The organism is Flavobacterium saliperosum (genome assembly GCF_900100625.1).
GTDB classification, from domain to species: domain Bacteria; phylum Bacteroidota; class Bacteroidia; order Flavobacteriales; family Flavobacteriaceae; genus Flavobacterium; species Flavobacterium saliperosum.
Genome location: NZ_FMTY01000003.1, coordinates 54,026 through 78,790 on the forward strand (window position 1 = coordinate 54,026; position 24,765 = coordinate 78,790).

The following is a 24,765-nucleotide window of genomic DNA, read 5'->3' on the forward strand; positions in this document are numbered from 1 at the left end:
TTATGCAGAATTGTTAACCGAAAATTACAGTTATTAACAGATTGATTACTTTTGTAAGTATGCAATTACTCAAGCGGATACTAGATTTTTATATCAACGGAAGCATTCATGTGGCTTTGGCGGTATATGCCTTGGTGCGCATGACGTTTCATTTCTTTCCTATCGGGTATGACGAACCGATGGCTTGGTTTGCTTTTTTCGGTACGATTGTGGGGTATAATTTCGTGAAATACGACGAATTGGCCCGCGCAAAAAAAGTGAAGTGGAGCAATCAATTGCGCGCGATTGTGGGACTGAGTGTTGTTTCTTTTCTGGCAACAACCTATTATTTTTTTTATCTTGAGCGAACCACCCAATTGGTGGCGGTTGGTTTTCTGGCGCTGACGATGCTTTATACGTTGCCGGTTTTTCCGAAGATGGGTAATGCGCGCAATTGGGCCGGTGTGAAAATTTATATCGTAGCGTTTTGTTGGGCCGGAATCACGCTTTTTCTGCCGATAATCAATGCCGATTTACCGCTTTCACACGATGTATGGCTGAAATTTTGCCAACGGTTTTTACTGGTGATTATCCTGATTCTGATTTTTGAAATCATCGATCTTAAAAAAGACGATTTGTCGCTGCAGACGGTTCCGCAGAAGTTGGGTGTCCGAAAAACAAAAATCCTCAATTTGTTTTTGCTGATACCGTTTTACTGCCTAGAGTTTTTGAAATCCGATTTTCAACTGCAACAACTTTGGATTAATTTGATTTTGGTGCTTGTGATTGCACTTTTTACGCTTTTCGCGAGTCCGAAACGATCCGATTATTACACGTCTTTTTGGGTGGAAAGTATTCCGGTTTTCTGGTGGTTACTGGTTGTTTTTTGGAAATAAAAAACCGAAGCGACAAACTCCGGTTTCTAAATTCTTATTTCTGACTTCTAAATTTTAAATCAACCCTGCACGTTTCAGTAACGCTTCCGGTTTCGGTTCCTGACCTCTGAATTTTTTGTACAAGGTCATCGGCTGATCTGTACCCCCCTGAGACAGTACAAAATCTTTGAATTTATCAGCTACTTCTTTGTTGAAAATACCTTTTTCCTGAAAATACGCAAAAGCATCGGCATCCAAAACTTCCGCCCACTTATAACTGTAATAGCCTGACGAATATCCGCCCTGGAAAATATGTGAGAACGAAACACTCATACAGTTTTCGGCGACATCGGGGTATAAGGAGGTGTGTTCCATGGTTGCTTTTTCAAACGCTTTCACGTCGGTAATGTCGCTTGGATTGTTGCTGTGGAACGCCATGTCCAGCAATCCGAAACTCAATTGACGTAAGGTCGCCATACCTTCTAAAAAGTTGGCACTTTCCTTGATTTTATCGACATATTCCTGCGGAATGATTTCTCCGGTTTCATAATGATGGGCAAACAACGCCAACGCTTCCGGTTCGTAACACCAGTTTTCCATCACCTGACTTGGTAATTCTACGAAATCCCAATACACGGACGTTCCGGATAAACTCGGATACGTGGTGTTGGCTAACATGCCGTGTAACGCGTGTCCGAATTCATGGAATAGGGTGGTTACCTCGTTGAAAGTCAATAAGGACGGTTTGGTTTCAGTGGGTTTGGTGAAGTTGCAAACGATGGACACATGGGGTCTTTCGTTGATACCTTCTTTTACGTATTGCGGTTTGAAGGAAGTCATCCAGGCGCCGTTACGTTTTCCTTTTCTCGGAAAGAAATCGGAATAGAAAATGGCGACTAAATTTCCGTCAGCATCCGAAACTTCGAAAGTATGTACGTCTTCATGGTATTTGTCGATGTCGAAAACTTCGGTAAAGGTTAATCCGAAAAGCTTGTTGGCAATGGTAAAAGCGCCGTTCTGTACATTCTGTAATTTGAAATACGGCTTCAGTTTTTCATCATCCAAGTTGAATAATTCCTGTTTCAGTTTTTCCGAATAATAAGAGCCGTCCCATTTTTCCAGATGATCAATGTTGTCCAGTTTTTTGGCAAAATTTGTCAGTTGCTGAAATTCTCTTTCGGCTGCGGGTTTCGCTTTTACCAATAAATCATTCAAAAACGATTTTACTTTTTCCGGATTTTGTGCCATGCGTTCTTCTAAAACAAAGTCGGCGTGGGTTTTATAACCTAATAAATTAGCGCGTTCGTGACGCAGGTTGGCTATTTTTAAAACATTCTGCTGATTGTCAAATTCGTTGTTCTGAAATGCTTTTTTTCCGTAAGCGATGGAAAGTTCTTTTCGCAGTTCACGGTTTTCGGCGTAAGTGACAAACGGCAGGTAACTCGGAATGTCCAAGGTGAAAATCCAGCCTTCTTTTTCATGACTTTTAGCCAAAGAACGCGCACCTTCTATTGTTCCTTCCGGTAATCCTTTTAAATCGTCCTCATTGGTTATGTGTAATTCGTATGCATTGGTTTCGGCCAAAACATTTTCACCGAAAGTCAGTTTTAATTTGGCCAGTTCCGTATCTATTTCGCGAAGACGGACTTTTTTATCGTCTGCTAAAAGGGCTCCGTTTCTTGAGAAGTTTTTGAATTTTTTATCCAACAACATGGCTTGTTCGGTTGTGAGCGTCAGGCTGTCTTTTTGGTCGTAAACCACTTTTATCTTTTCAAATAAAGCGGTGTTTAAGGTAATGTCGTTGCTTAATTCGGTTAACATCGGGGAGACTTCCTGTGCTATTTTCTGCATTTCGTCACTGGTTTCCGCAGAATTCAGGTTGAAAAAGATACTGGTAATTCGGTCCAAAGACTGTCCCGCAAACTCCAAGGCTTCAATCGTATTTTCAAAAGTGGGCTTTTCAGGGTTGGCAACAATGGCATCTATTTCAGCGCGGGTAAGTTGAATGCCTTTCGTGATTGCCGGTACGTAATCCTCAATTTTTATCTTCGAAAAAGGAGCCGTATTGTATTTGGTTGAAAAAGAATTAATAAGAATATTCATTTGATTGTGTATTTTGACGATTTTATTTGCTGTATATCGAAAGGAATCATATATTTGACACGTAAAATTTTGATTACAAATTTATTACCGCCTTTTTTGACCCAAAAAAGATTGAAAATAAACACCGGCTAATTTTAACCCATTAGTCTGTGGACCCCGAAAAAAGTCCCAGCCACAGGGGCTTTTTTCATTTTTATTTGGTAAGGTTTTTCGAAGCGGAAAGTACGGCCTGTTTCAACCCTTCTTTGTAAGCTATCATTTTGTCCATCACACATTGGTCGGAGCTTCCTATAATCTGCGCTGCCAGAATGCCTGCGTTTTTAGCGCCGTTCAAAGCAACAGTCGCTACCGGAACGCCACCCGGCATTTGCAGAATGGATAAAACGCTGTCCCAACCGTCGATGGAATTGCTTGATTTTACCGGAACACCAATTACGGGAAGTGGACTCATAGACGCAACCATACCCGGAAGATGCGCCGCGCCACCCGCTCCGGCAATGATTACCGAAATCCCTCTTTTGTGGGCATTCTGACTGAAGTCAAACAATTTTTCAGGCGTACGGTGTGCCGAAACAATGTCTACTTCGGTTTCAATATCAAATCCTTTTAATATGTCAATGGATTCCTGCATCACCGGCATATCGGAAATACTGCCCATTATTATTGCTACTTTACTCATTGTTGTATGTTTGGTTATTCGTCCTTCGACAAGCTCAGGATGACAATTGTTGTTTGGTTATTCGCTTATTTGGTTTCTACAATTTTATAATCTGCTTCCTGCTCACTGAACACTAATCACTCGAATACTGTTTTTCACTTCTTCGGCAATTTTTCGTGCTTCGGTCATGTTCTCGTTTACAATCGTTACGTGTCCCATTTTACGGAAAGGTCTTGTTTCTCTTTTTCCGTAGATATGCGGCGTTACGCCATCAATCGCCATGATTTTCTCTATGTTTTCGTAAACCACCGGTCCGGAAAAACCTTCGGCGCCTACCAAATTTACCATAATTCCGGCAACTTTACTATCGGTATTCCCTAAAGGTAAATCTAAAATCGCACGAATGTGTTGTTCGAATTGGGAAGTATAACTGGCCTCAATGGAATAATGTCCGGAATTGTGCGGACGCGGCGCCACTTCATTGACAAGGATTTCGTCGTTTTCGGTTTGAAACATCTCAACGGCTAATAACCCCACGTGATTAAACGCTTCCGAAACTTGTAAGGCAACTTTTTGAGCTTTATCAGCTACATTTTTATTAATACGTGCCGGACAAATCACATATTCCACCTGATTGGCTTCCGGATGGAATTCCATTTCCACCACCGGATAGGTTTTGATATCACCCGAAACATTTCGGGAAACGATAACGGCCAATTCGTTTTTGAACGGCACCATTTGTTCGGCGATGCATTCCACTTCGGGTAAATCGATTAAATCCAATGCGGAACGTACGATTTTCACCCCATTTCCGTCATAACCAAACTGGGCGCATTTCCAAACGAAGGGAAATTCCAGTTCGTTTTTTTCTAACGTCTGTTTCAAGTCGTTGATGCCAACAAAACGCTGGTGTGCAGAAGTGGGAATGTTTTTTTCAACATAAAAATCCTTTTGTCGTCCTTTATTTTGAATCATTCGAAGGGTTTTTGGAGACGGATAGACTTTTAAGCCTTCTGCTTCCAAAGTATCCAAAGCATCGAGATTTACGTTTTCGATTTCGATGGTTAAAACATCCACCATTTTTCCGAATTGGTAAACGGTTTCATAATCCATCAAACTGCCCTGAAAAAATTTAGTGGCACCAAACTGACACGGCGCTTCACTGCTGGGGTCTAAAACGTAGGTTTGAATGTCGAATTTTCGGGTTTCGGCAAGGATCATTTTTCCTAATTGCCCTCCGCCCAGAATTCCTAATTTAAAATCGGAAGAGAAATAGTTCATTGTGTTGTTGTTTGCGCAAAGATAGGTAACAATTTGAGGATATGAAAATTTGGTGTTTATTTGATTTTGCGTAAAACTTCTCTTGCGGCTGCTTTGTATCCTGCCGACTGATGGGCATAATCCCGTTCGATAATTTCTTTTAAAGTTTCATTTATCCAATCCTGTTTTTTGCCGAAATGGGAAAGAGCTTTCATGGCATACACCTTCGGTGCCACCCGTTCGTCGCGAATGAGCCAGTCAAGACAAATTTCGATTAGTTTTTCCTGTTGACTTTCGTTCAGTGTGATTTTTTCGGAAGTTCCCAAAAAGTACGCTGTGCGGGACATGCCCCGAATGGCCGACTCGTGTTTGTATTTCGATAGGGTTTCGCAAATGCGGTCAAGATAAGGAAGCAGCATTTCTGTTTTTGATTCGGCAATCATTTCAATAATCCAAACCGCTTTGTGATGGTTTTTATTGGAAAGGTCGGTGCCAAAAGCGATTAAGTCAGGCAATTGGCTCGGATTTTTAAAAATATAATCCCGAAGACCGTTGCGGTTTTCAGTACTCGCGTTGCTTTTTTCAAATCGGTGGAATAAAATCTCGTTCATTTTGTAAAAGAATGCCAATATCGGTTGTGCTAAAGTAAGTGAAATTAATTTGAATGTGCATTGTATTTGGGGTAAATGAGGTAACTCGTAATCCATAACTTATAATTTATAATTCGTAACCTATAATTCACAACTCCTACCTAAAAATAATTATCTTTGCCAATTATTCTATAATTTAAAAATGGAAATTCAACTTCACGACAAGCGATTTGTTCCTTTTGTTTCTGCGGAAGAACTGGAATGGGCTATTGCGCGTATGGCACAACAGATTGCAAACGATATGGGGAGCGAAATACCGGTGTTTATTGGTGTTTTAAATGGCTCTTTTATGGTTGTTTCTGATTTTATGAAACACTACAAGAAAAACTGCGAAGTAAGCTTTATCAAAATGGCCTCCTACGAAGGCATGGAAACTACCCATGAAGTGAAACAGCTTATCGGGCTGAATCAGGATTTGTCTGGAAGAACCGTAATTGTGATTGAAGATATTGTGGATACCGGCAATACGATTGTGGAATTACACCAATTGTTTGCAGATAAAAACCTGAAAGCGTTAAAATATGCCACCTTGTTTCTGAAGCCGGAAGCCTATAAAAAAGATATCAAAATTGACTATATTGGTATCGAAATTGAAAACAAATTCATCGTAGGTTTCGGATTGGATTACGATGGTTTGGGAAGAAACTTACCCGAAGTATATCAGTTGAAAGGATAATAAACAACATAACTACAAACAACAATTTTTTAAAATGATAAACATTGTTTTGTTCGGGAAACCGGGCGCAGGAAAAGGAACACAGGCAGAATTTTTAAAAGAGAAATACAATTTAACGCATCTTTCCACGGGGGATATTTTTCGTTATAACATGAAAAATGACACGGCACTTGGAAGAGAAGCAAAAGGATATATCGACAACGGGGATTTAGTGCCGGACAGTGTAACGATTAAAATGTTACAGGATGAGGTGGATAAGAATTTGGATTCGAAAGGGTTTTTATTCGACGGTTTCCCAAGAACATTAGCACAGGCAGACGCCTTGGATGCTTTTCTGAAAACAAAAAACTGGGAAGTAACCGCTACCATTGCGCTTGAAGCGGATGATAACATTTTGGTGCAACGTATTCTGGAAAGAGGAAAAACCTCCGGAAGAATCGACGATCAGGATGAAGAGAAAATCCGTAACCGTTATGAAGAATACAATGAAAAAACAGCGCCTTTAATGAACTATTATAAGGAGCAGAATAAGTTTCATGCCGTAAACGGTATTGGGTCTATTGCAGAAATAACCGAGCGCTTGAGCGCTGTAATAGACAAGTTGTAACGTAAAACAGAAACATGGAAATACTCATAATTTTCTTTTTGATAGTACTGAACGGAGTTTTCTCCATGTCGGAAATCGCATTGATTTCGGCTCGAAAAAACCGTTTGGAATCCGCAGCAAAAAAAGGAAATACCAGTGCGAAAGCGGCGTTAGATTTAGCCAATTCGCCTAATAAATTTTTGTCCACCGTACAGATCGGAATTACCTTAATCGGAATTTTAACCGGTATTTACAGTGGTGAAAAAGTTACCGATAACGTACAGTTTTTTTTAGAAGGTTTTGAAACGTTAAAACCGTATTCTGAAAGTTTGGCTGTTGGTATCGTTGTTGTGGTTTTAACCTATTTTTCTTTGGTCATCGGAGAATTGCTGCCTAAAAGAATCGGATTGAATTATCCCGAAGCGATTGCGAAAGCCGTGGCCGTACCGATGAAAGCGGTTTCCATCATCACCATGCCGTTTATCTGGTTGTTAACCAAGTCTACCGATTTTGTTTTGGATGTTTTTAAAATCAAACCTACGGCAGACGGAAAGGTAACGGAAGAGGAAATTAAAGCGATTATCAAAGAGGGAACCGAAGGCGGGGAAGTACAGGAAATCGAACAGGACATCGTGGAACGCGTATTTCACATCGGTGACCGAAAAGTGAATTCCCTGATGACGCACAGAAAGTCTTTAATGTATCTTTCGCTTGATGAAACCATGCAGGAATTAAAAGAGAAAGTATTGGAAGAATTGCATTCGGTGTACCCCGTTTGTGTTGAAAATCTGGATGACGTTGTGGGCGTGGTTTTATTGAAAGACCTGTTCGCCAGTTTCGAAAAAGGCGATTTCGATTTGAAATCCATTACCAGAGAACCGGTATATTTTATCGAACATACTTCGGCCTACAAAGCGTTGGAGAATTTCAAAAAATCCAAAGTGCATTATGCTTTGGTAACCGACGAATACGGAATATGTCAGGGTATTATCACCCTAAACGACATTCTGGAAGCGTTGGTGGGCGATGCGGCCGATTTCTACGAAGAGGAATTCCAGTTAATCGCCCGCGAAGACGGCACCTGGTTGGTAGACGGACACTATTCGCTACACGACTTCCTGACGTATTTCGATATGGACGACCTGATCAACGATTACGATGTGACGACAGTCAGCGGATTGATTATGACCGAGTTATCCTATATTCCGAAAGTGGGCGAAATCCTCATCTGGAACAAAATGGAACTGGAAGTTATCGATATGGACGGTGTGAAAATCGACAAGGTTTTAGTCCGCCAATTAAAAGATGCAAATTAAGAGGGAACGAATGGTTCGGGCTTTTTCAACATACCCTGTTCCCGCCATTGCCTTTATCTCTCCGCTTCGCTGCGAGGATACCGGCGCTGTCGGGGTTAGTAAGCCGACCATTGGAATACTTGAAAGAATATAAAAGAATAAGAAGTGAAAGTGCCGTTTAAAGACGGTTAAGTCAATCAATTTTTGACACGATAATTAATAGAAGGGAAAGAAAAAATGACAGAGGATTTGAAATTAAAAGGAGGACAGCCGGTGGCTGTCAGGTATATTTTCAAGCTTTTGTTTATAATTTAAGGAAGGGAAGAAGAAAAAATGACAGAAGGAAATTTTGTAGACTACGTAAAAATATATGTTGCTTCCGGAAAAGGAGGTAAAGGGTCTACGCATTTGCACAGAGAGAAATTTATTGAAAAGGGTGGTCCCGATGGAGGTGACGGTGGTCGCGGCGGACACGTATATCTGGTTGGTAACAAAGGATTGTGGACGTTGTTCCATTTAAAATTTGCCAGACACGTAAAAGCGGGTCACGGTGGCGATGGCGGAAGCGCCAGAAGTACCGGAGCCGACGGAGAAGACAAATACATTGAAGTACCGTTGGGAACTGTCGTTCGCGATAAGGAAACCGACGAAGTGCTTTTCGAAATTACCGAACACGGCGAAAAACGCATTCTCGTAAAAGGAGGAAAAGGCGGATTAGGAAACTGGCATTTCAGAAGTTCCACAAACCAGACGCCACGGTATTCACAACCGGGTTTGCCATCGGAAGAGATGGATGTGGTTTTGGAATTGAAAGTATTGGCCGATGTTGGTTTGGTTGGGTTTCCTAATGCTGGAAAATCAACATTATTGTCCGTGCTGACTTCCGCAAAACCAAAAATTGCCGATTATCCGTTTACGACTTTAAAACCGAATTTGGGAATTGTATCCTACAGGGATTTCCAATCGTTTGTAATTGCCGATATTCCGGGAATTATTGAAGGTGCGGCTGAAGGAAAAGGATTGGGACATTACTTCCTGCGTCATATCGAACGTAATTCCACCTTATTGTTTTTAGTGCCAGCCGATGCGCCGGACATTAAAAAAGAATACGATATTTTGTTGGATGAACTTCGTCGTTACAATCCGGAAATGCTGGATAAGGATCGCTTGGTAGTGATTTCAAAATCCGATATGCTGGACGAGGAACTGAAAGCGGAAATGAAAAAACAATTGGATAAAGACTTTAAAGGAATTCCGTATATGTTCATTTCATCGGTAGCGCAACAAGGCCTTACGGAACTGAAAGATAAACTGTGGCAGATGCTGAATGTGGAAACAGAAGAATAAATACAATAAAATAAGTTAATTAAAGGTGTTCGAAAGAGCACCTTTTTTTGTTGTATCTGATAAGGTTTTTAAATTAATTGTAAGAAAAATGCAAGTAAATGCAACAAATAAACGTGATTTTGTTGTATTTTTTATTTTTTTAATAAAAAAAAGTATATTCGCACACTTAACTAAATAACCCAAAAAATGAAAATTAAATTACTATTTGCTTTATTGGTGACACAGTTTGTGTTTTCTCAGGAAAGAACCTGCAGCACTACGGAGAAAATGGAGGAACTTTCCCGTAACGAGAAAATGAAAGAAGTGTACGAAAACAATCAAAGAAGATTTGAAGCCGAATTAGAAAAACTTTCCGGCAAGAATGCTGAAAGAACGGCAATGCGCGCTACTTTAAGAATTCCTGTCGCAGTGCACTACCCCAGCGCTAACGGTTTGACGGAGCCTGAAAAACAATGTTTGAGAGATCTTGCTCAAAATCAGGTTGACATTTTAAATGCCGACTTCAATGCGACCAATGCTGATTTGTCGATATGGACAAATACTACCGGTTCCTATTTTCCGGGAGTCAATCACGGTGCTATGGACGTAAGGTTTGAAATAGCACAAGGAGATCATCCTGCAAGTACAGGACTGGTTGATGGTACAAAAGCAATTACTTTTGGTCAGGCTTTTGGAGGTGGACCTAACGGTGATTGGGACCCGGATTGGGCTGGATATTTAAATTTTGTAGTTAAGAATTTGTCCGGAGGAACATTAGGATATGCTTATTTAGGTTCGTCACCGGCTGATGGTGCTGCAGTTTATATAGATAACGGTGCTTTCGGTTCCGGTTCCGGTTGTACCGGTTTTGTGCCTGGAGCGCCTTACAATTTAGGACGAACATTAACCCATGAGTTAGGTCATTATCTGAATTTGAACCACATTTGGGGCAATACAACCTGTGGGAATGATGGTGTTGCTGATACACCTGTGCATAACACTTCCAACGGAGGCTGCCCAGCAATTTCCCATTTGTCTACTTGCACGGGAACCCCTAGAGAGTTGACTATGAATTACATGGATTATACCAATGATGTTTGTATGTATATGATTACTGCAGGTCAGGCAGCTCGAATGCAGGCACATCTCAACACGATTCAGTCGGCTTTTAACCAGGATGCATTGTTGTCGGATGACAATTTCAATCTTAAAAACAGCTTTGCCATTTATCCAAATCCGAACAAAGGAACATTTAATGTTCAGTTTTCAGAAATCGTAAGCGATTATTCTGTTCAGGTAGTTGACCAAATGGGAAGAGTCGTTTTTAATGTTGATTTTACCAACCAAAACAATTTAACACAGACAATTGCTTTAAATTCGGCTTCGTCCGGGATGTATTTCGTAGTTGTTAAATCAAATGATTCGGTTGCCACTACAAAGATTATTGTAAACTAAACGTTCGCAGATTATGATGAAGAAAGGTGTTCGAAAGAGCACCTTTTTTTGGTTTCTGAAAAGAAATAATCAATTGTTAAATTTTTCTTAACAAAAAATATTTCCATGCCATTATTTTCAGCCAATTACCAAAAAAAAGTATCTTCGCATCACTAAAAATATTATCTATTATGAAAAAATTACTTTTATCCCTAATCGCTTTGGTTATGCTTGTTCCGGCAAGTGTAAAAGCCGATGAAGGAATGTGGTTTTTAATGTTCATCGAGCGTTTGAATCACAGAGATATGCAAAAAATGGGATTACAGTTAACCGCTGAGGAAATCTACAGTATTAACAACCACAGTTTGAAAGACGCTATCGTTCAGTTCAACGGAGGATGTACGGCCGAAATGATTTCAAAAGACGGTTTGGTATTAACCAACCACCATTGTGGGTATGATGCGATTGCGGAATTGTCATCTGCAGAAAAAAATTATTTAAAAGACGGTTTTTGGGCTGCGTCTAAAAAAGACGAAATGAAGCCTTCCAGCTTATACGTTCGTTTCTTCGTTCGTATGGACGATGTTTCAAAACGTATCTTATCTGTTGTGAACGATAAAATGACGGAAGCAGAACGCGAAAAAGCAATTAATGCTGAAATTGCAAAAATCGAAAAAGAAAACAACGAGGGTGGAAAATATACCGTTTCTGTTCGTCCGTTTTTCCAAGGAAATGAGTATTACTATTTCGTTTACCAGGATTATAAAGACGTGCGTTTGGTAGGTACACCTCCTGAAAGTTTAGGAAAATTCGGTGGCGATACTGACAATTGGGAATGGCCTCGTCACACGGCAGATTTCTCCATGTTCCGTGTCTATGCTGATGCAAACGGAAACCCTGCTGATTATTCTGCAAACAACGTTCCGTTAAAACCAAAACACTATTTGCCGGTAAATATCGGTGGTGTTAAGGAAAATGATTTTGCGATGATTTTAGGCTACCCTGGGAGAACAAACCGTTGGATGCCGGCTTCAGGAATCGATCAGAATGTAAAATTCGCTTACCCTGCATGGGTGGAAGGTTCTAAAACCGGAATGGATGCCATGAAAAAATACATGGATCAAAGCGAAGCGTTAAACCTTGTGTATGCTTCTAAATATGCAGGTGTTGCCAACTACTGGAAAAACCGTCAGGGAATGATTGACGCGTTAACGAAATTCGGTACCGCTAAAACAAAAGCAGCTCAGGAAGCGAAATTTGACAAATGGGCGAACAAGAAAGAAAACAAAGCCAAATACGGAAGCGTAGTGGCTACGATCAATAACTTCTACAAGTTAACGAATGAGAAATCTCGTCACGACAACTATCTTACTACCCTTTTCAGAACCAGTGCTTATGGAACGATCTCGAGAAGTTTAGGAAGACAATTGGAGAATTACGCTAAAGCGGATGCGACAAAACGTGCACAAATGGCTCCTGCAATTCTTGAAATGACCGATGAGTTCTTCAAAGAAGTTCACATTCCGGCTGAAAAAGACATCTTGGCTGCGGAGTTAAAATTATATGCTACAAAATCTACCGGTTATGCAATCGCACCAATGGTGGCTGAATTAGGGAAAGCGAACAACAACGATTTTTCTAAATACGTAAATGCTGCTTTCGATTTGAGTATTTTATCTTCTAAAGACAGAATCAAGGCGTTCTTGGAAGTGCCAAATGAAGCGTTAATCGCAAACGATCCTTTAGTGAAATTATCCAATGATTTAGTAGCACATTTCGGTTCAAAATCGGACGAAATTGCAAAAGCACAAAACGATTTCGGTGCAGCTTACCGTAAATTGGTGGAAGGTTTAAGAGAATCTAAAATCGGAACCATCAAATATCCGGATGCGAACTCAACTTTGCGTTTAACTTACGGAAAAGTACGTTCATTGCCTGCCGACAAACGTAATGACGCTACAGTAAACAACTACACTACGTTAGCGGGTCAGGTTAAGAAATACAAAAAAGGAGATCAGGAATTTGATTTGCCAACGCGTGTTCTTGAAATGAACAAAAACAAAGATTTCGGTCGTTATGCAGACAAAGACGGTTCCTTACACGTGAACTTCTTAACAGACAACGATATTACCGGTGGTAACTCAGGTTCTCCGGTATTAAACGGAAAAGGGGAGTTAATCGGTTTGGCTTTCGACGGAAACATTGAGGCGATGGCTGGAGACGTAATCTTCGACAGTAAATTGCAAAGAACCATCAACGTAGACGTTCGTTACGTATTGTGGGTAATTGAGAACTTCTCAAATGCGAAACACATTGTAGACGAAATGACTATCGTGAAATAATTTTTCATTCGTAACGGGGCGGCATTCCATCGAATGTCATTCCGAACGAAGAGAAGGAATCTGAATCCGGATGCAGCAATGTATCCGGATTTTTTTATGCTGTTATTTTGGAGCCTTATCCCGCTGTCCGCTCTATCTTTTATTCCGCTGTTGCTCCATAAAAGGATGCCGCTCCCATCGGGGCTAAGAAGGCAATTTGAGGGCACAAAAATCAGATTGATCAATAGAGTCATCGGTTTAATTGGGTATTCTTCGGAATCTGTGTTCGATTATTGTTTTCCAAATTCCTAAACACATTTACTTGGCAACAACCGTTTCCGGCAGATAGTCAAACGGGAGCATTTCGCCCATTTTTTTCCATCCCATATAACCGAAACTGGCCAAACGTTCCGTATCGGCATAGTTTCCGTTCGCATAAATCTCTACAGGGGAGTCTTCTAATAATTTTAACTGCGAAGTCTGAAAATCAGTAGCTATCTGATGGTAATATTCCACATACTTGCTTTCTTCTTTTGCTCTTCGGTATAGAATCGACAAAAAATCAGTAAAATAAAAATACTTTTTACCGAACCTTTCGAAAACCAACTGATGTTCTTTGCAGTAGGCATCCTCATATACAATTTTGTATTTTATGGGCAAATGTGGAATCGGGCCTTTTTTTCTTCTAAAACGTTCCCACATCCGGTTAATGCTGTCCTGTGACGGATATTCCGGATTCAGTTCCCGGATAAACTTTTTTACCGTAAAACCATCGGCCTCCATCGTGCTATGATACATGCTTCGGATAAAATGCATAGTGGAACCTTTGTAGCATTTCAAACGTGTTTTTGCCACCTCTTTCGCATCCAGTTTTTTCTCCGCAACAATATCTTTGAAAAAAGGATACCCAAAATATGTGGTTAGCTTCTGATTGTGTTCTTCAGGAAGCACCTTACTTTCGAAGTACACCAAATCATAAGAAATGAGATAGCCTGTTTTTTCGTTAATCATCTGAATAGGGGAGTCTGCCGTTACAATCAACAGCGTGTTTTCCTTGTTCATGTCAAACTGCAACACCTCGGGATTCAGGATTTTTGTTTTTTCGGCAATTTTTCCCATCCCGATAAATTCCCGCTTGAAAATCTCCATGTATTTTTCCCTTTGTTTTGCGGTGATTTTCCTAACAACCACTTCCTTAAGGTTGTTCACAGCCGGACTCAGGTAGACTACATTCGGTTTGTCGTTGGCGGTAAAGGAACTGGCAGGTACAATTACGCTTTCGTACCCAATGTAACTGATTATAACCTGAGTTTGCCCTTGAATTAGGGTAAACGCAAATAATCCGTTTTCGTCCGTAGCTCCGCCATTGGTGGTTTGTGGCGCAAAAATAGAAGCACCGGGCAACGGTTCTTTCGTTTCAATATCTCTTACGATACCGGAAATTTTGGTTTGGGAAAACGAAATCGTTCCGAAAAGCAAAAATATAAGTGCTAGGGTTGTTTTCATTCGTTATTCTTTTACGGAAACCCTTATTCCTTTGCTATGACTCGTAAATTCCGGAGCATACATACTCTGAATGGTTGTAATTCCATTGGAAAAATCGCCTTTGTTGTTTACGCGCACATCGTATTCCAATACATACGTTCCCTTATTGATAGTATCAAAAAAGAAATGCGTGGCCATGTCTTTGGTACTCTGATAATACGAAAGTCCGTCTTTCCAATGATGTGTTGAAATCACATCCACAGGTTCAAATCCCGCCGCCCGCATGTCTTTCAAATGAACATATTCCATATTTTCTTTTGCGGTTATGATGAGGCGAACCGTAACCAAATCACCTGTTTTAAGCGGATTTTTATCCGTAATTCTCTGTAATAGCTCTCCAGCGGTCGTACTTTTCTTGAGGTATAATTCTTTTGAAACCGATAAGATGCTTCCGGAATTGGCTTTTATTTTATCCAGATCCTCAAAATACTGCCAATAGAAACCTCCATAACCCGGAACGTTCGATTTGTTTTCTACCGAAAGTGCTGCCATTTCTTTCTTGATTTCATCCGGTTTCCAATTCATTTTGATGTAACCGGTCTCGGCTTCTTTTTCGGTTTCCGACATTTTTTTGGTGACTATCTTTTCATCTCCCATTTTTATGATGGTGTTGTCTTTTACAGAGAGCCAATCATTGCCCTGCATCAGTAAGGCATAAATGGCTTCGGTAGTAGCTTTTGTGGTTGGCCAGTTTTTGTTCTGCTTGTTTTTCAGTAACCAGACCTTCATGGCATCCACCGATTGGGTGTCGTTGTTAATTTCAGCGAAAGCTTCTATCAGTAACGCTTGAGTTTCAATAGGTGCCTGATACCAATACCAGCCCACTTTGTTTTCAATCCAATACATACCCCAGTCTTCGTTGTTGGAAGCCGTTTCCTTGAGACTCTCCGTGATTTTTTTTGCCGTAACATTTTCACCGAAACGATGTAAAGTCAAAGCGGCCATTCCCTTTTCGTATAAGGAATAATTTAGCCAGTTTTCGATTATATTGTCAATATAGGCTTTCGTTGTTTTCTTTAACTCGTCGGTAAGCGGATTACTTTCCAGGTAGAAACTGCGCGTATACAAATAGTGTAAATCGGAATAGGGATTAAGTAAATGCAGTTTTTCTTTTCCTTTCAACGCTGCTGTTCTGCGTTTATGTGCTTCCATAAACTTTATGTCCATGAACATGACTCCTTTTTCTGTAATGCCCTTGTAATCTTCTTTGAGTTTGGCATTGATTTTCATCTTAGACAAATGTCCGAAGCCCGCAAGAATATGTCGGGTAATGTATTCACTTTCGTCAGCACCGTCAAACCAGGCAAAACCACCGGAACTTTTTTGTTTTTGCGTTAATTTATTCAACGTATTCTGCAGGGACCCTTTCATTTTTTCCAAATCAAAAAGCAAGGCCAAGTTCTTTTTTCTTTCCTCTTCGGATTGCGCATCACGAATCCACGGTGTTTCCGCCAGAATAATGGATTTCAATTCTTCATTTTGTTCCAGTTTGGAAATCGATTTTCCGGCTTTGCTCCAGGCATTGAAAACAGCAGCTATTTTCGGATTGCTGTTGATGATTTCAGAAGCCAGCACATTGGCATAATAAAGGGCAAAAGTCTGCTCGCTGCATTCGTGTTCGTATTCCATCAGATAAGGCAATGACTGGAGGGCCAACCATGTGGGATTGGAAGTGTATTCCAATGTGATCATATGGTTTCGCAGGGTCGTAGAAGTGTTGTTTTTTAAATTCTCCAACACATATTTTTTTTTAGTGCCTCCGCGAACCCATAAAGGAATACTTTCCGTTACGAGCATGTTGTTTGTCAGCACCGGAAGAATGTTTTCTTCGCCGTCACTGTAATTGCCTGCTTTCGCCAAAACTTTGTATTGAACGCCCTGCAATCCCTCCGGAATAACGATTCTCCAGGTCACCACCGTATTTCCTCTTGCCGGTATGGTGAAATTTTTGATGTTATCGGTATTTAAGACTTTGGCATCAATCGTTTCCATGGTTGTGGCATCAAATAATTGTAAGGCGGCAATCCCGGTTTTTGCCTCATAGGTCAGATTGGCCACTTTTGCCGTAACGAAAACGGTATCCTTTTCGCGCAGAAAACGCGGAAAATTTGGGGTGACCATCAAATCTTTTTGGGTGATGACGGTGTTCTCGAAATATCCCGAGACGCCTCTTTTATCATGGGCCAAAAGCCTTAACTTCCACTGTGTAAGGGCTTCCGGTGATGTGAAGGAAAACGTCACTTTTCCGTCTTTATCCGTTTTCAGATGCGGGAAGAAGAAAGCTGTTTCGTTTAGGTTTTTTCTTGCCTGAACCTGAGTCACTTCCTGAAGTGATTTTTTGGTTGTAATGATAAGCACACCGTTTGCGCCCGCTTCGCCATAAAGTGCAGCTCCCTGGGCTCCTTTTAAAACAGTTGATGAAAGTAATTCGGAAGCGTCTATTTTTGTTAATGCATCGGCATCGCTTATCACACCGTCAATAACAACCAATACCTGATTGTTTCCGCTTATAGATCGGTTGCCTCTAAGGACGATTCGGGTGTTTGCATTTACACCGTTTGAAGGAGTTATCTGTAAACCTTCGACTTTGCCTGCCAACGATTGAACTATGTTAGGATTGGCTGCTTGTGTAAGTTCTTTTGCACTAAAAACCTGATTGGATGAAGTTATTTCATCCTGTCTTTTTTTGATTCCAAGCGCTGTTACTACTACATTTTCAAGCATCGCGCTTTCGGCGGGCATTGCGACATTATGAACCTTCGAATTAACTTTTAGTTTAACGTCTTTCATACCGATAAAAGAAAAAACAAGTTCTTCTCCTTGCGCCACATCAATAGAGTAATAGCCATCCATGTCAGTCTGGGTCCCCCTTGTTGTCCCTTTAACAACTACGGATACACCCGGCAGTGGCAGACCGCCTTCCGTAACAACGCCAGATACTGATTTTGAATTGGTCGGAATCTTGACTTTTCCCGCTTGTATTAATTTTTCATATTGTTTTTTGGCATAATAATCGTTGGCATTTGAGAAGTTAAAACCAAACCAAATAAGGCTAGTTTCTTTTTCATCAATATCTCGATAGTAATAATTGGTTGGGAATCTTAAAGTACTGTAGATGCTGCGAAATCCAAGTGCGGTTTCAAAATCTCCATAATTAATATAATCATTTTGGACATCTAAATTTTTCCAAATTTTTTTAGTGAACTGATCTAAGGAACTATCATACATGGAAGCCAAAATTTCCGTTTCATTGGCTTTGCTCCCAAGAATTTTGAAAACCCAATTTTCGTTGCTTCCAGGTTCGATTTTGTTTCGAAGACTTTCTGTTTTAAATTGGAGGTTTGATTTTTCATCTAAAAAATACACGGTAAATTGCTTTTTTTCGGATACGTTTTCAAAGATGGTCTGAAATTGTATGTTTATACCATTTTTAAAATCTTTTTTTATCGGAATCTGAATTACAGCTGTATGATTTTCCAATTGTATTTCATTGGAATGGTATTCATTTCCTTTGTAAAAGGCATTTGAGGAAATGTATAAATCAGCAAAATTGGAATTGATTTCCAGTTTTACAAAACCATCTTTTTTTGGATTGAGGTTTAATTGTTTAATGGCAAATAGCTCGTCGGATGGTTTGTTTTTATCTCTTTTTTGAAACAATTTAAATGTAGAAGTGCTCTCCACAGGATTACCAAGTGAATCTTTAGCAGAAAAAACGACTTTATAATTACCCGTTTTCCAAAAGGATAGGAAGTCCAGGGCAATTTTTTTATCTTTTTCTGTGTCTATGGTTTTAGTGAATATGAGTTTTTCTTTTGGAGAATCATCATTTTCGTTTTTTTCATAAGGAAACAGCTGATCGAATTCACTCTCCGGAATTGTTTTGATTTCAGGTTTTGACCATGTCCTGTTTTTCCACTTATTATGGATAGGGGAAAGGGAGTAAAAATGCAATTGTCCTTTAACAGGTACAAATTCATGATTTAGATTTTTACTGTCTACTTCCATAACCGATTTTTTGTCGGTTTCGATGATACGCGGAATAATAGTCTGTAATCTCAACGAATGATATCCAACCTTAACCGTTGTTTGGTTGTTTCTGGTTTCACCGTTAATGTCAGTTATTGAGGCAGCCACATCGTAATTGAAAACGGGTAAGGATTTTTTATCGAATCCGTAATTTGGTTCAGCCGTAAATTCAATAATAAAGTTTCCTTCGGCATCTGTTTTTGTTTCCCCTTCTTCAAGTGTGTTGGTCTCGCTTGGATAAGAATATCTGTAACTGGAGTACGAATTTCGGACAATCTTGTAAGTTACTTTTGAATCGGAAATAGCACTTCCTGCAAAAGACCGTGCCTTCCCCTTAACAGTGACTTTTTGGTCTACGGTATACGTTTTTTTAATTGGACTGAACGTAATTTCAAATTTAGGACGTTTGTATTCTTCCACCTGAAAAGTGATTTCAGGATCATCTCCTGTCAGGTTATCCCAAAAAGGATGTTCTTCTTCTTTTTTATCATATAAAGCGTCTTTTTCAGGTTCATTCGGTTCTTCGGCTGCAAGTGTATACTCACCTGTAAGTCCGGTTTTTGGTAGTAAAAACTCACCTGAGAAGGAACCAAACTCGTTTGTTTTGACTTCTATTTCTTTAATTTCATGTCCGTTGGCATCTTCAAGTAATACTCTCACCGTTAAATCGGGGACAACTTCAATTTGATTGTTTTTTTTCCAAAATGCAATTCCTTTATAGAAGACGGTTTGCCCCGGTCTGTAAATGGCGCGGTCCAGATAAAATTCTATTTTGGGTTCTGTTGTTTCTTTATCATCACCATCATCATAATTGAATGGTCTGATATATTCTCGGGCGATATATAATGAATCATTGTTTTTGCTTATAAAAATTGATTTGTCAAAATAGTGGCTCTTTTTTGAGAATTTGACATCAGCTTTTCCCATTTCATTTGTGTGTAAAACAAAATCATCAAATTCTATTTTCACATCTTCAACAGGAATTCCTGTTTTTCGGTCCAACGCCTGAAAATAAACAGTTTTCTCCTTGGTATGGCTTAATAAGGTCAGATTGCTAACGGTAAGTGTTTCATAATCGAAAGCCTTTGTTTTCAACGAATCACTTTTTTGTTCACTTTCCATATATACCAGATAATGTCCGGTTTCCAATTGAGGTAGGAGCACCTCTGTTGAATATTGAAAATAATCTTTTTTGTTTTCCAGTTTATATGTGGCTTTTTTAAACGGTAAACGATTCTTCAAAAGAAGATTAACAATGCTGTCTTTTTTTTGACTGTTGTCATACTCATAATTAAATAGCGTCTGTTTTATTTTGTAAAACGATATTGTTACATTATCAATGTTTTTATAGGAAATATGTGCTCTGGAGTTTTCCTTATTGTAAATTTGTTTCAATAATTTAAGGTTCAGCTCATTTCGGGTTATTTCATTTTTAGCGTTTGAGGCTTTTTTGTAACTATCCGATCTGCTTAAGTTTAAAATACTGTCGTATGTTGCCACGGCCAGTATAAGGTTCTGAGGTTTTGATTCTTTTGATGCGGAATTGCTGTAAATTTGCGCTTTTTCCAACAAAACCTTTTGCAGGTTTTCGTTGTATAAATGATTTTTCTGAAAACGGGTAAGTACTTTTAGATACGAATCATTATCCGAATAAAAAAAAGCATCTTTTAGAAATCGAATTCTTTGGAACTGATGCTCCTGTGATTTTTTGCTTCCGGATTCCAGTTTCTGATGCAGTGTTAAATACTGTTTTAAATTAGCTTCCTGAATGAAATCGAAAGATAAGTTCTGATACTTTGACGAAACATCAAAAATCAAGTCCCTTTTCAACTCCAAATCAGAATGGTTTATTTTACTGTAATCAATTTTTTCACTGTAATGATTCGCCACTTCAGCAGCCAAAAAATCGTATAGGGAAGTTTCCTTGAAATCTTCGTATTTTTCAAAATCGAAGATCATTTCATAGGTAACTAAAGGGGTGTTTTTCAACAGTTCTTCTTTACTGATGCAGGAATTGTATGCGGTATTGATTTCTTTCTCCAGGATGTTTACGGGCCAGGTTCTGAAGTCCTCACTGTAAATGGAGTCGGTTGCGGTGAGCTTCTGAATACTATATCTGTTTTTAGATAAATGACCCGCAAGACATTTTGCATAGATGTATTTTAAGACAGACTGGGAAGGGCTGCTGAGCTCTTTTATCTCCTTGTTCAAATTGAAAAGGATTTTTAGTTGCGCCTCTTCTTCTAAAGTCTGAATAAATTTAGAGGAATAGAAAAAAGTTTTGATGATTTGGGTTTCATCGTTTCTTCTTTTTGCTTTACTGTAGATTTTCTGAACTTCTTCGTTAGCGGATTGTATTTTCCCTTCTTTTTCGAGTTCAATTACTTTCTCCCATTTTCCATCGAAATTTTGAGCAAACAGATTCAAAGAGAAAAACAAACAGATGATTAAAACTTCTTTTTTCATTTATTTTGATTTGTCAGCAATATACTGCAATATTTAATTTCCTAAAGATTGTTTAAAAGTTAAAAGTAATTTATTTCATTTCCTTATTTTTGACACATGAAGCATTTCCTTCTTCTCTTACTTTTTCCGACGCTGCTTTGGTCGCAATCCGATTTTGAAAAAGCCGAAAAGCTTTTTGAACAGAAAAAGTATGCTTCAGCCGAAACTCTTTTTGAAAATTATCTGAAACAACAACCTAACGACACCAGAACAACGGAATACTTGGGTGACATAGCTGGTCACCAAAAGCAATGGGATAAAGCCATCAGGTATTATAAAAAACTAAAACTGCAATTTCCCAAGAATGCCAATTACCATTACAAGTTTGGCGGCGCATTGGCAATGAAGGCCAAAGAAGCCAGTAAATTTCAGGCACTCGGAATGATTGATGAAGTCAAAACCGCTTTTGAAACCGCAGCGAAACTGGATGCCAGACATATCGATACCCGATGGGCACTGGTAATGCTGTATCTCGAATTGCCGGGGATTATCGGTGGAAGCGAGGTCAAAGCCCAAAAATATGGCAACGAATTACAACAACTTTCAAAAGTGGACGGCTATTTGGCAAAAGGGTATATCGATGTTTATTTCAAACGCTATCAGAAAGCAGAGGAGCATTATAAAAAAGCCCATGAAATTGGTAATTCAAAAACCACTTTCGAAAAACTTTATGATTTATATTTGAACAAATTAAAAGACCGACAAAAAGCTGTTAATTTAAAAAAAGAGTATCAAAAATTAGGTTAAAACTGAAGGGTTTCAAGTTGTTGCCGACTATTAACTTCCGATTTTTAACTCTCGACCAATATATATGAGAACACATTTTATTGCCATAGGCGGTGCAGCGATGCACAATTTAGCATTAGCATTACACAATAAAGGATATAAAGTTACCGGTAGCGATGATGCTATTTTTGAACCCTCCAAATCCCGTTTGGAAAAAAAAGGGCTGCTGCCAGCTGAATTTGGCTGGTTTCCCGAGAAAATAACATCTGATATCGAGGCAATCATCCTGGGAATGCACGCCAAAGCGGATAATCCGGAATTGTTAAAAGCACAGGAATTGGGTCTGAAAATTTATTCGTATCCTGAATTTCTATACGAACAATCCAAAAACAAAACCCGAGTGGTGATTGGCGGTTCGCACGGAAAAACAACAATTACTTCCATGATTCTTCACGTGATGCATTATCACGGTATTGAAGTGGACTATATGGTGGGTGCCCAATTGGAAGGTTTCGATACCATGGTGCATTTAACCGAAGAAAACGATTTTATCGTGTTGGAAGGCGATGAGTATTTGTCTTCTCCAATGGACCGACGACCGAAGTTCCATTTGTACCAACCAAATATCGCTTTAATCAGCGGAATTGCCTGGGATCATATCAACGTGTTCCCAACGTATGAAAATTACGTGGAGCAGTTTGAGATTTTCATTCAGAAGATTACCAACGGCGGCATTTTAGTATACAATGAAGACGATGCGGAAGTAAAACGCGTGGCGGAGGCGGCAACCAATCCCATCCGTAAAATCGCTTATCATACACCGAGTTATGCCGTGGAAAATGGCGTAACCTTATTAGATACTCCCGAAGGTCCGATGCCGATTGAGGTTTTCGGTGCTCACAACCTGAACAATTTAGCCGGAGCCAAATGGATCTGTCAAAATATGGGTGTGGACGAAGCGGATTTTTACGAAGCCATTGCGAGTTTCAAAGGCGCATCGAAACGTCTGGAAAAAATCGCCGAAAGTAAAAACAAAGTGGCTTACAAAGATTTTGCGCATTCGCCAAGTAAGGTTGCAGCAACCACAAAAGCGGTAAAAGAGCAATATCCGAACCGAAAAGTGGTCGCTTGTCTGGAATTACATACGTACAGCAGTTTGAACGCTGCATTTTTAAAAGAATACGAAGGCGCTTTAAATTACGCCGATGTGGCTGTCGTTTTCTATTCTCCCGATGCGGTAAAAATCAAACAATTGGAAGAAGTGACGTACGAGCAAATCGCACAATCTTTCAAACGCGATGATTTGATTATCTACACCAATCCGGCCGATTTTAAAAATTATCTGTTTAATCTTGATTTGGAGAATTCCGCTTTGTTATTGATGAGTTCCGGAAATTATGGCGGACTGAATTTTGATGAAGTGAAAGGTTTGATGGGGTAATTATTTCGCATATTTATAATGCCCCACAATAGTATAGCGGAACAGACAATCCTCTAAAACCTGTCCGGCACCCACATTATGAACTATCATCGGGCGTTTTCCGTCCGGTGATTTTTTGTTTGTAACGATACCAATGTGTGGCAATTTGTTATCAATCATCCAGGTGACCAACTCCCCGGTTTTATAGTCTTTCGCATTGTAGGACACCGTCAGTTTTACTCCTTTTCGACTGAAGAACACTTCCAGATTAGGAACCCGTCTGTGGTCGATATTGGTGTCGGGTTTCTTTAATCCCCACTTTTTTAAATTCGGATACAGGTTAAAATGGGTTTTCATGTCTTCATGCACTTCCTTCTGTAAATCGATTCCGAGTTTCCGATACGCACGGATAATTACATCGGTACAAACCCCTTTGTTTTTGGGGACATCACCATTCGGATATGTAATGGAAACATAGGCGGGATCATAAGTCACCTTATCTCTTGTCAGGAGAATGGCTGCTTCGGATAATTTTTGCTGAAAATCACTTTCTGTAGGATAAAAGCTAAAAAATAACACAGAAAGAATCGAAATGTAAATGACTTTCATTATTTTCGTTTTTTTATGTATAACGCAAGAATTCATTATAAAAGTATACGCCATGAAACCAACCAATTTTGCCATAAAATATTGGGCTGAAGACGATAAACCAAGAGAGAAACTAATGCTGAAAGGCAAATCCGCGTTAAGTGATGCGGAACTGATTGCCATATTAATTGGCTCCGGCAGCCGAAATGAAAGTGCCGTGGAATTGTCCAAACGGATTTTAATCAGCACCGACAATAATCTGAACGGCCTCGGAAAAGTATCACTGAAACAACTAACGACTTTTAAAGGAATAGGCGAAGCCAAAGCGATTGCCATTATAGCGGCTTTGGAATTGGGCAGAAGGCGTAGAGCCGAAGATGCTTTGGAGCTTTCTAAAATCACGTCCAGTAAAACGGTGTTTGAAATCATGCAGCCAATTATCGGTGAATTGCCTCATGAAGAATTCTGGGTAGTGTACCTGAACAATTCGAATAAGGTGATTTATAAAACACAAATCAGTAAAGGCGGCATTACCGGAACCGTTGTCGACACCCGGATTATTTACAAAACCGCTTTAGAGCACAATGCCACTTCGCTTATATTGTGTCACAATCATCCTTCAGGTGTTTTGCAGGCAAGTGAGGCCGACAGACAGATTACCCGAAAACTCAAAGAAGCCGGAAAACAGCTTGATATTATGGTGTTGGACCATGTAATCATAACAGAAAAAAGTTACTTCAGCTTTGCTGATGAAGGAATTTTATAGATTAAGGGTTCTTTAAGATGTTA

17 protein-coding genes are annotated in these 24,765 nt (G+C 39.6%); 10 read left to right on the forward strand and 7 right to left on the reverse strand.

Annotation, left to right across the window (positions count from 1 at the left end; genetic code table 11):
• Window positions 1-59 precede the first annotated feature (59 nt).
• A complete protein-coding gene (locus BLQ05_RS06510) occupies window positions 60-875 on the forward strand; it encodes a hypothetical protein (RefSeq protein ID WP_023577338.1) in 816 nt (271 codons plus the stop codon).
• A 54-nt stretch (window positions 876-929) separates the two neighbouring features.
• On the opposite strand, the gene BLQ05_RS06515 is transcribed toward BLQ05_RS06510, so the two are convergent.
• The 4 genes from BLQ05_RS06515 to BLQ05_RS06530 all read right to left on the reverse strand — a co-directional run bounded on the left by BLQ05_RS06515 (window position 930) and on the right by BLQ05_RS06530 (window position 5,486).
• On the reverse strand, window positions 930-2,957 hold the full coding sequence (locus tag BLQ05_RS06515; protein ID WP_023577337.1) for a M3 family metallopeptidase: 2,028 nt from the start codon (window positions 2,955-2,957) through the stop codon (window positions 930-932).
• 193 nt (window positions 2,958-3,150) lie between these two features.
• Window positions 3,151-3,636, reverse strand: coding sequence for a 5-(carboxyamino)imidazole ribonucleotide mutase (purE, locus tag BLQ05_RS06520; RefSeq protein WP_023577336.1), 486 nt, complete (start codon window positions 3,634-3,636; stop codon window positions 3,151-3,153).
• A gap of 102 nt (window positions 3,637-3,738) precedes the next feature.
• Entirely contained in the window at window positions 3,739-4,896 is a 1,158-nt protein-coding gene (locus BLQ05_RS06525) for a 5-(carboxyamino)imidazole ribonucleotide synthase (RefSeq protein WP_023577335.1), read from the reverse strand.
• A gap of 56 nt (window positions 4,897-4,952) precedes the next feature.
• Window positions 4,953-5,486 carry a hypothetical protein gene (locus BLQ05_RS06530; protein WP_035654862.1) on the reverse strand — a complete coding sequence of 178 codons (534 nt, stop codon included), beginning with the start codon at window positions 5,484-5,486 and terminating at the stop codon, window positions 4,953-4,955.
• Between the two features lie 181 nt (window positions 5,487-5,667).
• On the opposite strand from BLQ05_RS06530, the gene BLQ05_RS06535 reads away from it, so the two are divergent.
• From BLQ05_RS06535 to BLQ05_RS06560, 6 genes are all read left to right on the forward strand, one after another.
• Window positions 5,668-6,201 carry a phosphoribosyltransferase gene (locus BLQ05_RS06535; protein ID WP_023577333.1) on the forward strand — a complete coding sequence of 178 codons (534 nt, stop codon included), beginning with the start codon at window positions 5,668-5,670 and terminating at the stop codon, window positions 6,199-6,201.
• 34 nt (window positions 6,202-6,235) lie between these two features.
• Entirely contained in the window at window positions 6,236-6,808 is a 573-nt protein-coding gene (locus BLQ05_RS06540; protein WP_023577332.1) for an adenylate kinase, read from the forward strand.
• A 65-nt stretch (window positions 6,809-6,873) separates the two neighbouring features.
• Window positions 6,874-8,103, forward strand: a complete 1,230-nt coding sequence (locus BLQ05_RS06545) for a hemolysin family protein (RefSeq protein ID WP_035654860.1) — start codon at window positions 6,874-6,876, stop codon at window positions 8,101-8,103.
• A gap of 312 nt (window positions 8,104-8,415) precedes the next feature.
• Complete coding sequence (gene obgE / locus BLQ05_RS06550; RefSeq protein ID WP_023577329.1) at window positions 8,416-9,429, forward strand: GTPase ObgE; 1,014 nt, start codon at window positions 8,416-8,418, stop codon at window positions 9,427-9,429.
• A 186-nt stretch (window positions 9,430-9,615) separates the two neighbouring features.
• A complete protein-coding gene (locus tag BLQ05_RS06555) occupies window positions 9,616-10,863 on the forward strand; it encodes a zinc-dependent metalloprotease (RefSeq protein WP_023577328.1) in 1,248 nt (415 codons plus the stop codon).
• Between the two features lie 170 nt (window positions 10,864-11,033).
• The gene (locus BLQ05_RS06560) at window positions 11,034-13,184 is read left to right on the forward strand and encodes a S46 family peptidase (protein ID WP_023577327.1); all 2,151 of its coding nucleotides are present in this window, start codon (window positions 11,034-11,036) and stop codon (window positions 13,182-13,184) included.
• Between the two features lie 297 nt (window positions 13,185-13,481).
• On the opposite strand, the gene BLQ05_RS06565 is transcribed toward BLQ05_RS06560, so the two are convergent.
• Both BLQ05_RS06565 and BLQ05_RS06570 read right to left on the reverse strand, forming a co-directional pair.
• The gene (locus BLQ05_RS06565) at window positions 13,482-14,669 is read right to left on the reverse strand and encodes a carboxypeptidase-like regulatory domain-containing protein (RefSeq protein ID WP_023577326.1); all 1,188 of its coding nucleotides are present in this window, start codon (window positions 14,667-14,669) and stop codon (window positions 13,482-13,484) included.
• Window positions 14,670-14,672: 3 nt separating this feature from the next.
• Complete coding sequence (locus BLQ05_RS06570) at window positions 14,673-21,203, reverse strand: alpha-2-macroglobulin family protein (RefSeq protein WP_023577325.1); 6,531 nt, start codon at window positions 21,201-21,203, stop codon at window positions 14,673-14,675.
• A gap of 96 nt (window positions 21,204-21,299) precedes the next feature.
• Here BLQ05_RS06570 and BLQ05_RS06575 point away from each other — a divergent pair, with 96 nt between their 5' ends.
• Together BLQ05_RS06575 and BLQ05_RS06580 are read left to right on the forward strand one after the other, a co-directional pair.
• Window positions 21,300-21,989: a tetratricopeptide repeat protein gene (locus tag BLQ05_RS06575; protein ID WP_023577324.1), complete on the forward strand. Its 690-nt coding sequence runs from the start codon at window positions 21,300-21,302 to the stop codon at window positions 21,987-21,989.
• Between the two features lie 64 nt (window positions 21,990-22,053).
• Window positions 22,054-23,409 carry a UDP-N-acetylmuramate--L-alanine ligase gene (locus tag BLQ05_RS06580; protein ID WP_023577323.1) on the forward strand — a complete coding sequence of 452 codons (1,356 nt, stop codon included), beginning with the start codon at window positions 22,054-22,056 and terminating at the stop codon, window positions 23,407-23,409.
• Here the strand turns inward: BLQ05_RS06580 and BLQ05_RS06585 are convergent, their stop codons facing one another.
• The gene (locus BLQ05_RS06585) at window positions 23,410-23,997 is read right to left on the reverse strand and encodes a DUF1287 domain-containing protein (RefSeq protein ID WP_023577322.1); all 588 of its coding nucleotides are present in this window, start codon (window positions 23,995-23,997) and stop codon (window positions 23,410-23,412) included.
• Window positions 23,998-24,049: 52 nt separating this feature from the next.
• Here BLQ05_RS06585 and radC point away from each other — a divergent pair, with 52 nt between their 5' ends.
• Window positions 24,050-24,742 carry a RadC family protein gene (gene radC / locus BLQ05_RS06590; protein ID WP_023577321.1) on the forward strand — a complete coding sequence of 231 codons (693 nt, stop codon included), beginning with the start codon at window positions 24,050-24,052 and terminating at the stop codon, window positions 24,740-24,742.
• Window positions 24,743-24,765: the final 23 nt, after the last annotated feature.